This window comes from Saccharopolyspora sp. NPDC045941 (assembly GCF_056431445.1).
On sequence record NZ_JBWKKU010000123.1, the window covers coordinates 1 to 9,957 of the forward strand.

A 9,957-nucleotide genomic window follows, 5' to 3' on the forward strand; every position below is an offset into this window, starting at 1 on the left:
CAAGCGGCGCCGACCGGGGACCACAGTGGATAAGCCGGACCACCAAGCCGGCAGCCCCCACACGCCCACCGACGGGATTGCCGATCACCACCAACCACGAAGATCAACAACCCCGCTAGCAAGCACCCACCGGCGGATCCGGGCAATAGCAGCGCAAAGTGCGCACGGCCCCATGCCTGCGGCCATAGCCACTCGCGAGGTCATTTGCGCAGGAGGCGTTCCCGGAGTGTTGTCAGGGTGTTCCGGGTTTCCACGGCTTGGGTTTCGTGGAGGGTCGCCACCCCGTGGACAAGGAGGTCCGTCAGGGTCAGCGCCGAGGTCGATTCCGCCGCGACCCGGCCCGCTCCGCCCGCCGCGTAGAGCGCCACGTCCAGTTGCGGGGCGAACTGCTTGGCCAGGCGGCGTTCCGAGATCAGGATCCGGCGCGCGCCGACCACCTGGGCGTGGTCGAGCAGCACCTCCAGCTCCGGCAGGGCGCGCCCCGGCAGGTAGATCACCACGACGTCGTCGCGGCCCAGCGGCAGCAGGTCGTCGGCCAGCCGGAAGCCGGTGCTGCCGACGAACCGGGCCCGCCGCCCGAGCCGGTTCAGCCGCAGCGCCAGGTGCCGCGCGCCGAGTTCCGAGCCGCCGACGCCGAACGCCATCACCTCGCGCGCGTGGGAGAGCAGGCTCACCGCCGTCCGCACGTCTTCGAGCTTCAGCGCGGCCAGGGTGTTCTCCAGCTCGTCGCGGGCCTCGGTGAACACCGTGGCCATCGCCCGCTCCAGGTCCGGGCCGATGCTGGCCAGCCGCTGCTCCAGGCGCGTCGCCGGCGCCACCGTGGTCACCAGCGCCCGCCCGGCTTCGCGCTTGAGCTCCGGCAGCCCGCTGTAGCCGAGCTTGCGCGCGGTGCGGACCACGGTCGCGTCGCTGGTGCCGGTGTGCTGGCCCAGTTCTTCGGCGGTGGCGAAGACCAGTTGTTCCTGCGGCATGTTCAGCAGGTAGCGCGCCACCTTCTGCTCCGCGCGGGACAGCCCGTCGAGGCGCTCCTGCACCCTAGCGCGGAGGTCTTCGGCCGCTCCCTCTCCTGAAGTGTTCACTTCAGTTCTTGACTTATCCGTCATCCTCACTACATTTCTTGTAGCAGTCACGCCCGTCACATTTTTTCTGTAGCGAATACTACAGCGCTTGGTGAGAGACCGGATGAACAACTTGACACTTCCCACCGTGGAACTCCGCGGCACCGCACGGGAACGGGGCCGCCAGTACGGCGAGTTCGCCCGGGCCCAGATCGACCGCGCCCTCGCCTACTACTCCGACGCGTTCGGCAAGTCGACCGGCCTGACCTGGCAACAGGTCACCGCCCGCGTCGACGAGCTCCGCCCCGGCTGCGAACGATTCGCCCCCGACCTCGTCGAGGAGATGACCGGCACCGCCGAAGGCGCCGGGGTCGCCTTCACCGACGTCCTGGCGCTCAACGCGCGCGGCGAGCTCATCCGGGACAGCCTGCCCGCCACCGACGAGGACGCCGACGGCTGCTCGTCGTTCGCGCTGCTGTCCGAGGCCAGCGGCGACAGCCACGTCTATTGTGGACAGAACTGGGACTGGCGGCACGGCATCAAGGACACCATCGTGGTGGCCCGCATCGTGCAGCCGCCGAAGCCGACCGTGGTGATGCACCTGGAGGCCGGTCAGGTCGGCCGCCAGGGCGCCAACTCCACCGGCCTCGCGCTCAACGCCAACGGCCTGGGCGGGAACTTCGGCGCCACCCGCGGCGTCCCGCAGACCCTCATCCGCCGCAAGGTGCTCGACTCGTCGAGCATGCACGAGGCGCTGGAGGTGCTCAGCAAGGCCGACCAGCAGATCGCCAGCAACGCGCTGCTGACGCACCGCGACGACTTCGCCATCGACGTCGAGACGACGCCCAAGGCGCACGGCTGGATGTACCCGGAGGATGGGGTCCTGGTGCACGGCAACCACTACCAGGCATTCATCCCGCCGCAGCTGGCCGCCGACTACCGGCCCCGGCCGGTGGACTCCCTGTTCCGCGTGCCCCGCATCCGCACCGGGCTGCGCCAGGCGCGCACCGCGTCCGGCGGCGATGCCGTGCGCAAGGCGATCAAGGACGCCTTCTCCGATCACTTCGGCTACCCGGAGTCGGTGTGCACCCATCCCGATGAGTGCACCGACGAGATCCGCCAGTGGTCGACCGTGCTGCACAACTGCATCGACCTCACCGCGGGCGAGTACTACGTGGCGGCGGGCAACCCGTGCACCGAGGAGTACCAGCTGCTGCCGTGGAACCTCTACGACGGACCGGGCGGTGACGGCTGATGCGAAGATGCCTCGCCCTGCTCTCCGCCGGGCTGCTGGCCGGCTGCGGAAGTTCCGCGCAGCTCGGCGCGGTCCAGCTGGTGCCGAACACGCCGCCGGCGGTCGCGCCGGCCGGCGACATCACCTGGTTCCTGGACTCCGAGCCGCTCACCCTCGACACCGACTACCACGGCGCCACCACCGAGGACACCGTGGTGGCCAACCTCTGCGACCGCCTCTACCAGCTGCAACCGGACCTCACCGTCCGCCCGTGGCTGGTCGGGGAACCGGCGATGCCGGACCCTGCGACGTTCGTTTACCGGGTCCGCGACGGGGTCCGGTTCCACGACGGCAGCGCGGTCACCGCCGAGGACGTCGCGTTCAGCCTGCGACGGCACGCCGAGGACGGCAACGACGAGTCCGACGAGTTCGGCAACGTCGAGTCCATCGACGTCACCGGCCCGATGGAAGTGACCGTCCGGCTGGAAGAACCGGACGCGCAGTTCAAGTACCGGATGGCCGGCGACGCCGGGATCGTCCTCAACGCCGACGTGGTGAACCGGCTCGGCCGGGACTTCGGCAGCCCCGGCCGGCCCGACGCGTGCAGCGGCCCGTACTACCTGGACCGCTGGGACGCCGGGGCGAGCCTGACGATCAAGCGGTTCCCGGACTACTGGAACCCCGAGCTCCGGCCGCTGACCGAGAGCATCCGGTTCGTCTGGGGCGACGAGTGGGCGGCGGTCAACAGCCTGCGCACCGGCGCCGCCGACGGCGCCTACCTCGACGACCCGAGCATGGCGCCGGCGCTGAGCACCAGCCCGGAGCTGTCCCTCCACTTCGGACTCACCACGTCGGCGTGGCAGCTCATCCCGACCGGCCGCGGGCCGATGGCCGACGTCCGGCTGCGCACCGCGCTGTCGCTGTCGCTGGACCGCCAGGGCATGGCCGAGGCGGCGTTCCGCGGCGCCGCCGAGCCGTGGAAGCTGCCGGTCGGCGCGGGCACGTTCGGCACCGGCAAGGAGCTGTTCGAGCAGGCATACCAGCAGATCCGCGACGTCCCGATCCGCCCCGGCGAGCCGGACCTGGCGCGCGCCCGCGAGCTGGTGCGGGAGGCCGGGCCGCCGGCGGAGCCGATCGTGGTGGCCAACGACGGCACCGCCGTGGGCAACGTGCTGGCCAACGGCGTCCGCGACGCCGGGCTGGAGCTGGGGCTGCCGGTGGAGATCCGCACCGTGCCGCCCGCCCAGTTCTCGGAGCTGTTCGCCTCGCCGGAGGCGCGGGCCGGCGTCGATCTGATCGTCAACGACTGGTACCTGTCCAAGCCCGACGGGCTGGGCATGTACGACAACGTGCTGCCCGACAGCGTCAACAACTACCTGGACTTCCGCGACGAGCAGTACGAGAGCACCTTCGCCTCGGCCGCGGCCACCTACGACGACCTGCAACGCACCCGGCAGGTCATCCGGCTGCAGGACGAGTACCTCGGGCACATGCTGTCCATCCCGCTGGTGATGGCCCCGACGACGCTGGCGATGAGCAACCGGCTCACCGGCGCGCCGGTCTCCAGCGCCTACCTGACCTATCCGTGGGCGGCCGATCTCGGGAGGCGGTCTTGATCGCGCTGTTGCGTTGGCTCGGCCAGGTGGTGATCACGCTGCTGGTCGCGTCGTTCCTGATCTTCGCCGCGATGTACCTGGCGCCCGGTGACCCGGCGACGGTGCTGGCCGGCGGTGCGGAGAACGCCAGCGACGAGACGCTGGCCGCGATCCGCGCCGAGTACCACCTGGACCAGCCGTTCCTGGTGCAGTACGTGCTGTGGCTCGGCGGCGTGGTGCGCGGCGACCTCGGCCGGTCGTTCGTCTACGGGCAGGACGTCGGCTTCCTGATCGCCACCCGGCTGGAGACCACGGTGTGGCTGGCGCTGTACGCGGCGGTGCTGACCATCGCGATCGGCGTGCTGCTCGGCTCGCTGGCCGCGGTGCGCCGCGGGCCGCTGGACTCGGTGGTGTCGGCCGCGACGGCCATGCTCGCCGGAATCCCGCCGTTCGTCGCGGCCGTCGGGCTGATCGCCGCGTTCGGCGTCGGGCTGGCCTGGTTCCCGGTGACCGGCGCCGGCGAGGGCGTGCTCGGCAGGCTGCACCACCTGACGCTGCCCGCCGTTTCCCTGGCGGTGGTGTCGCTGGCGACCATCACCCGGGTCACCCGGCAGTCCATGGTGGACATCCTGGTGCAGGACCACGTCCGGGTCGCCCGCACCCGCGGCATCCCGGAGCGGCTGGTGATCGGCAGGCACGTGCTGCGCAACGCGGTCGGCCCGATCGCCACGATGGCGGGCATGATCACCGCGAGCCTGCTGGCGGGCACCGTGGTGGTGGAGTCCGTGTTCGGGCTCAGCGGCGTGGGATCGCTGCTGGTCAACGCCATCAACACGAAGGACTTCCCGGTCACGCAGGCGGTCCTGCTGTGCATGGTGCTGGCGTACGTGGTGACGACCGGGCTGACCGAGCTGGTGCAGCACCTCGCCGACCCGCGGCTGCGCCGGGCCCGGCGCGCGGGTGTCCCACGACAGGCAGGAGCGGCGGCATGACACTGTCCGGATCGCTCGTCGCCGACGCCGCGGTCGCGTCCGGGCGGCGGCGCAACGGCCCGCTGTTCTGGGGCGCCGCAAGCGTTCTCGCGATCCTCGGGCTGGCCGCGCTGGCGGCGCCGCTGATCGCGCCCTACGACCCGACGGCCACCGATTTCGACTCGATCCTCGCCCCGCCGGGCATCGAACACCTGCTGGGCACCGACCAGCTCGGCCGCGACATCCTGTCCCGCATCCTGCACGGCGCCCGCACCAGCCTGATCGCACCGCTGGGCGTCCTGGTCATCTCGCTGCTCCTCGGCCCGGTGCTGGGCGTCGTCGCGGCGTGGCGCGGCGGCTGGCTGGACGCGGTGGTCTCCCGCGCGACCGATGCGCTGATCGCCTTCCCCGGCCTGCTGTTCGCGGTGCTGACCATCGCGGTGCTCGGCACCGGCGTCGCCGCGTCGGTGCTGGCCCTGGGCCTGGCGTACTTCCCCGCGGTCGCCAAGATCACCCGCAGCGCCGCGCGGGCCGAGCGGCAGCGCCCGTACATCGAGGCGTACCGGGTGCAGGGCATGGGCGGCGCGGCGATCTGCCTGACCCGGTTGCTGCCCCGGGTGATGCCGATCGTGCTCGGCTACGCGGTGGTGCTCTTCGGCGACGTGCTGATGGCGCTGGCGAGCCTGAGCTACCTCGGATTCGGCTCGCAGCCGCCGTCGTCGGACTGGGGCCTGATGGTCGCCGAGGGCCAGTTCGCGATGCTCGAAGGCGCGATGGCCCCGACGCTGGTGCCCGGCGCGATGATCGCGATCGCGGTGGTGGCGTTCAACATCGTCGGCGTGCGGATCGCCGACCGGCTCGGCAGGGTGGAGCACTCATGAGCCTGGCAGAACTCCGGGATCTGACCGTCGGTTTCCCCGGCAGGCCGATCCTGCGCGGCATCGACCTGCGCGTCGAGGCGGGCGAGGTGGTCGGGCTGGTCGGCGAGTCCGGTTCCGGCAAGTCCACCGCCGCGATGAGCATCGCGGGCGCGCTGCCAGCCTCGGCCGCGGTGTCCGGACAGATCACGGTGGACGGTCGGTACGTGCTGGGCATGTCCCCGGCGGAGCTGCGGGAGCTGCGGACCCGCAAGGTCGGCGTGGTGCAGCAGGAACCGCGCGCGGCGTTCAACCCGGTGCGCCCGGTCGGGCACTTCCTGACCGAGCAGCTGCGCACGAATCTCGGCTGGTCCCAACGGGATGCCCGCGACCGGGTGGTGGGCCTGATGCGCGAGTGCGGGCTGCGGGAACCCGAGGCCATGCTCGCGCGGTACCCCCACGAGTTCTCCGGCGGCATGCTGCAGCGGCTGGTCATCGCCGCGGCCCTCGCGCCGGAGCCGGAGCTACTGGTCGCGGACGAGGCGACCAGCGCCCTGGACGTCACCACGCAGGCCGAGATCATCGGGATCCTGAGCCGGGCACGCGCCGATCGGGGGCTCGGGATCCTGTTCATCACGCACGACCTGCCGCTGGCGGCGGCGTTCTGCGATCGCGTGGTTGTCCTGCGCTCCGGCGAGGTGGTCGAGGAACAGGGCGCGCGCGAGCTGTTCGCCTCGCCCAAATCCGCCTACGCCGCGGAACTGCTCGCCGCCGTGCCGGTGCTGGACGAGGACGGAGTCGACGCATGACGCTCGAAGTGACCGGCCTGCGCAAGTCGTTCGGTCCGACCCGCGCGGTCGACGACGTGTCGCTGACCGTGCCCGATGGCGGATCGCTGGGCCTGGTGGGCGAATCCGGTTCCGGCAAGAGCACGATCGCCCGCATCCTGGCCGGCCTGGAACGACCCGACGGCGGCAAGATCACCTTGGACGGCGCGCCGGTCGCCACGCGCCCGCGCACCGGCCGGGCGCGGCTGGCCAGGGCGAAGGCCATCCAGCTGGTGTTCCAGGACCCGTACCTCTCGCTCGACCCGGCCGTTCCCATCGGCCGCTGCCTCGACGCGGTGCTCCGCCTGCACGGCTGGCCGGACCGGGCCGCGCGGCACGCCCGCGTTGGCGAGCTGCTCGACCAGGTCGGCCTGGACGCGTCGAAAAGGCTTGCGCTGCCGCGGGAACTCAGCGGCGGGCAGCGGCAACGCGTGGCGATCGCGCGGGCCGTCGCGGTGCGGCCGAAGCTGCTGATCCTCGACGAAGCGGTGTCCGCGCTGGACGTTTCGGTGCAGGCGCAGATCCTGCGGCTGCTGGCCGAACTGCGGCGCGATACCGGCACGGCCCAGCTGTTCATCAGCCACGACCTGGCCGTCGTCAACGAGGTCACCGACACGATCGCGGTGCTGCTGCGCGGCCGCCTCGTGGAAAGCGGCACCACCCGCGACGTCCTGCGCTCGCCGGAGCATCCGTACGTGCAGCTGCTCAAGGATTCGGTGCCCCGGCCGGGCTGGAACCCGGCGGCCATCGCCGCCCGCCGCGCCGAACTCCCGGAGCTGGCAGGCTGATTTCGCGGCGGCTGTCGGTCCCGGCCGGTATAAAGGATGGCCGGTGCTCCGCGAGTCGCCGATTCCGCAGATCAAATGCCGTGAGCGTTTCGGGGCGCCAGGACGCCCCGGAACGCTCACGGGCGCGCGCCTGCGGAAGCGGTGCCGCGGGGCATCCGGAACCAATGCCTTTCGCACGGTTGGAGAAGCAGCGCAGCATGAGCCCGGATCCGTCCGAACGCATCAACTCCGAAACCGCCGAGCCCCGGCGGGCCGCCGACAGCCACGACCTGATCGAAGTCCGCGGGGCGCGGGAGAACAACCTCCGCGACGTCTCGCTGGACATCCCCAAGCGGCGGCTCACGGTGTTCACCGGTGTCTCCGGTTCCGGCAAGTCCTCGCTGGTGTTCGGCACCATCGCGGCCGAATCCCGGCGGCTGATCAACGAGACCTACACGGCGTTCATCCAGTCGTTCATGCCCAGCCTCGGCCGGCCGGACGTGGACTCGCTGCGCAACCTGAGCACCGCGATCGTCGTCGACCAGGAGCGGATGGGCGCCAATTCCCGCTCCACGGTCGGCACCGCCACCGACACGCACACGATGCTGCGCCTGCTGTTCAGCCGCCTCGGCACCCCGCACGTCGGCACCGCGACGGCGTTCAGCTTCAACAGCCCCGAAGGCATGTGCCCGGAGTGCGAGGGGCTCGGGCACGTCTCGACGATCGACGTCGACGAGCTCGTCGACAAGGACCGCTCGCTCAACGAAGGCGCGATCACCGTCCCCGGTTTCGCGGTGGACTCCTGGTACTGGCAGGTGATCGCCGGCTCCGGGCTGTTCGACCCCGACGTCAAGCTGCGGGACTTCACGCCCGAGCAGTGGGAGGACTTCCTCCACAAGCCGGCCACCAAGATGAAGCACGCCACCATCAACACCACCTACGAGGGCCTGCTGGTCAAGGTGCAGCGGGTCTACCTCGCCAAGGACCGGGAGGCGATGCAGCCGCACATCCGGGCGTTCGTGGACCGCGCGGTGGTGTTCGCCGACTGCCCGGCCTGCGGTGGTGCCCGGCTGAACCCGGCCGCGCTGGGGGCGAAGATCGACGGGCGCAACATCGCCGACTGCTCGGCGATGCAGATCAACGAGCTGGCCGAGTTCGTCCGCGGCATCAGCGACGAATCGGTGGCTCCGCTGCTGGAGGCGCTGCGCGACACGCTGGATTCGCTGGTCGAGATCGGCCTGGGCTACCTGAGCCTGGACCGCGAGTCCGGGACGCTCTCCGGCGGCGAGGCGCAGCGGGTGAAGATGGTGCGGCACCTCGGTTCGAGCCTGACCGACGTGACCTACGTCTTCGACGAGCCGACGGTGGGCCTGCACCCGCACGACATCCAGCAGATGAACGACCTGCTGATCCGGTTGCGGGACAAGGGGAACACGGTGCTCGTCGTGGAGCACAAGCCGGAGACCATCGAGATCGCCGACCACGTGGTGGATCTCGGGCCGGGCGCGGGCACCTCCGGCGGGCAGGTGTGCTTCGCCGGCGACGTGGCGGGCCTGCGGCGCTCGGACACCCTGACGGGACGGCACCTGGACCACCGGGCCCGGCTGCGCGAGGAGGTCCGCGAGCCGGCCGGCCACCTCTCGATCACCGGCGCCGACGCGCACAACCTGAAGAACGTCGACGTGGACATCCCGCTGGGCGTGCTGACCGTGGTCACCGGCGTCGCCGGGTCGGGCAAGAGCTCGCTGATCCACGGTTCGCTGCCCCGCCGCGACGGCGTGGTCGTGGTGGACCAGGCCCCGATCCGCGGTTCCCGGCGCAGCAACCCGGCCACCTACACCGGCCTGCTCGACCCGATCCGGACGGCCTTCGCCAAGGCCAACGGCGTCAAGGCGAGCCTGTTCAGCGCGAACTCCGAGGGCGCCTGCCCGAACTGCAAGGGCATCGGGCTGGTCTACACGGACCTGGCGATGATGGCCGGCGTCGCGACGGTCTGCGAGAAGTGCGAGGGCAAGCGGTTCACCGCCGAGGTGCTGGCCCACAAGCTGCGGGGCAAGGACATCAGCGAGGTCCTGGGCATGTCGGTGGCGCAGGCGCACGAGTTCTTCACCGCAGGCTCGGCGCGCGCGATCCTCGGCCGCCTCGTGGACGTCGGCCTGGGCTACGTCCGCCTCGGCCAGCCGCTGACCACGCTGTCCGGCGGCGAGCGGCAGCGCCTGAAGCTCGCGATCCACATGGCGGAGAAGGCGTCGATCTACGTCCTCGACGAACCGACCACGGGCCTGCACATGGCCGACGTGGACCAGCTGCTCGCGCTGCTGGACCGGCTGGTGGACGGCGGCGGCACGGTGATCGCCATCGAGCACCACCAGGCGGTGATGGCGCACGCGGACCACCTGATCGACCTCGGTCCCGGCGCGGGCCACGACGGCGGCCGGATCGTCTTCACCGGCACCCCGGCCGAGCTGGTCGCGACCGGCGATTCCCTGACGGCCCAGCACCTCCGCAAGTACGTCGGCGCGAACTAGGACCGAGGGAGGGGCACCGCGAACGTGAAGTGGTCCCCGGAAGTTGGACTCGGTAATTGAGAGTCTAGGCAGCGAGGGTCTGGGCCCGGTATTGCACCGGGCTCAGGCCCTCGCAGTGTG

The 9,957-nt window shown here is 71.2% G+C and carries 8 protein-coding genes; 7 read left to right on the forward strand and 1 reads right to left on the reverse strand.

The annotated features are described in order from the left end of the window. Nucleotides 1-200 precede the first annotated feature (200 nt). Nucleotides 201-1,079: a MurR/RpiR family transcriptional regulator gene (locus AC07FN_RS44960; protein WP_478401218.1), complete on the reverse strand. Its 879-nt coding sequence runs from the start codon at nucleotides 1,077-1,079 to the stop codon at nucleotides 201-203. 103 nt (nucleotides 1,080-1,182) lie between these two features. Between AC07FN_RS44960 and AC07FN_RS44965 the strand changes: the two genes are divergently transcribed. The 7 genes from AC07FN_RS44965 to AC07FN_RS44995 all read left to right on the forward strand — a co-directional run bounded on the left by AC07FN_RS44965 (nucleotide 1,183) and on the right by AC07FN_RS44995 (nucleotide 9,837). Further along, nucleotides 1,183-2,313 carry a C45 family autoproteolytic acyltransferase/hydolase gene (locus AC07FN_RS44965; protein WP_478401219.1) on the forward strand — a complete coding sequence of 377 codons (1,131 nt, stop codon included), beginning with the start codon at nucleotides 1,183-1,185 and terminating at the stop codon, nucleotides 2,311-2,313. Beyond that, nucleotides 2,313-3,908: an ABC transporter substrate-binding protein gene (locus AC07FN_RS44970; protein WP_478401220.1), complete on the forward strand. Its 1,596-nt coding sequence runs from the start codon at nucleotides 2,313-2,315 to the stop codon at nucleotides 3,906-3,908. The genes AC07FN_RS44965 and AC07FN_RS44970 overlap by 1 nt, the downstream gene beginning before the upstream one ends. Next, nucleotides 3,905-4,879: an ABC transporter permease gene (locus tag AC07FN_RS44975; protein WP_452616447.1), complete on the forward strand. Its 975-nt coding sequence runs from the start codon at nucleotides 3,905-3,907 to the stop codon at nucleotides 4,877-4,879. The genes AC07FN_RS44970 and AC07FN_RS44975 overlap by 4 nt, the downstream gene beginning before the upstream one ends. Beyond that, nucleotides 4,876-5,739: an ABC transporter permease gene (locus AC07FN_RS44980; protein WP_478401221.1), complete on the forward strand. Its 864-nt coding sequence runs from the start codon at nucleotides 4,876-4,878 to the stop codon at nucleotides 5,737-5,739. The genes AC07FN_RS44975 and AC07FN_RS44980 overlap by 4 nt, the downstream gene beginning before the upstream one ends. Next, entirely contained in the window at nucleotides 5,736-6,524 is a 789-nt protein-coding gene (locus AC07FN_RS44985) for an ABC transporter ATP-binding protein (RefSeq protein WP_478401222.1), read from the forward strand. Before AC07FN_RS44980 ends, AC07FN_RS44985 begins: the two co-directional genes overlap by 4 nt. Beyond that, nucleotides 6,521-7,330, forward strand: a complete 810-nt coding sequence (locus tag AC07FN_RS44990) for an ABC transporter ATP-binding protein (protein WP_478401223.1) — start codon at nucleotides 6,521-6,523, stop codon at nucleotides 7,328-7,330. The genes AC07FN_RS44985 and AC07FN_RS44990 overlap by 4 nt, the downstream gene beginning before the upstream one ends. A gap of 197 nt (nucleotides 7,331-7,527) precedes the next feature. Then, nucleotides 7,528-9,837: an ATP-binding cassette domain-containing protein gene (locus tag AC07FN_RS44995; protein WP_478401224.1), complete on the forward strand. Its 2,310-nt coding sequence runs from the start codon at nucleotides 7,528-7,530 to the stop codon at nucleotides 9,835-9,837. Nucleotides 9,838-9,957: the final 120 nt, after the last annotated feature.